The organism is Streptomyces sp. NPDC018964, from assembly GCF_044390325.1.
Taxonomy (GTDB): Bacteria; Actinomycetota; Actinomycetes; order Streptomycetales; family Streptomycetaceae; genus Streptomyces.
Genome location: NZ_JBIRYZ010000081.1, coordinates 1 through 1,094, shown reverse-complemented (window position 1 = coordinate 1,094; position 1,094 = coordinate 1). Strand labels below are relative to the sequence as shown.

Annotated in this window: 1 protein-coding gene; it reads left to right on the top strand. The window is 70.9% G+C overall.

Annotated elements, in window-relative coordinates; all coding sequences use genetic code 11:
* Positions 1-1,094, top strand: a 1,094-nt coding sequence (locus ACH5AO_RS37300; protein ID WP_398932583.1) for a 2-oxoacid:acceptor oxidoreductase family protein, incomplete at both ends; no start/stop codon positions are given.

The window sequence follows — 1,094 nt, the reverse complement described above, 5'->3', positions numbered from 1 at the left end:
GACCGGGTGGTCATCAGGTTCGCGGGGGACTCGGGTGACGGTATGCAGCTCACCGGTGACCGTTTCACCTCGGAGACCGCGTCGTTCGGCAACGATCTCTCCACCCTGCCGAACTTCCCGGCCGAGATCCGCGCGCCCGCCGGCACCCTGCCCGGCGTGTCGTCCTTCCAGCTCCACTTCGCCGACCACGACATCCTCACCCCCGGCGACGCCCCCGACGTGCTGGTGGCGATGAACCCGGCCGCCCTGAAGGCCAACCTCCCCGACCTGCCACGCGGCGCGGAGATCATCGTCGACACCGACGAGTTCACCCAGCGGGCACTGCGGAAGGTCGGCTACACCGGCAGCCCGCTGGAGGACGGCTCGCTGGACGGCTACAGCCTGCACCCGGTACCGCTGACCACGCTGACCGTGGAGGCGCTCAGGGAGTTCGACCTCACCCGCAAGGAGGCCGAGCGCAGCAAGAACATGTTCGCCCTCGGCCTGCTGAGCTGGATGTACCACCGGCCCACCGAGGGCACGGAGAGGTTCCTGCAAACCAAGTTCGCCCGCAGGCCGGCCATCGCGGCCGCCAACATCGCCGCCTACCGGGCGGGCTGGAACTTCGGCGAGACCACCGAGGACTTCGCGGTCTCCTACCAGGTGGCCCCGGCGGCGACGGCGTTCCCGCCCGGCGTCTACCGCAACATCTCCGGGAACCTGGCCCTGTCCTACGGGCTGATCACCGCCTCCCGCCAGGCGGACCTGCCGCTCTACCTGGGCTCCTACCCGATCACCCCCGCCTCGGACATCCTGCACGAGCTGAGCCGGCACAAGAACTTCGGCGTGCGCACCTTCCAGGCCGAGGACGAGATCGCCGGCATCGGCGCGGCCCTGGGCGCGGCCTTCGGCGGCTCGCTGGCGGTCACCACCACCTCCGGCCCCGGCGTGGCCCTGAAGTCCGAGACCATCGGCCTGGCGGTCTCCCTGGAACTGCCGCTGCTGGTCGTGGACATCCAGCGCGGCGGCCCCTCCACCGGCCTGCCCACCAAGACCGAGCAGGCGGACCTGCTCCAGGCCATGTACGGCCGCAACGGCGAGGCCCCCGTCCCGGT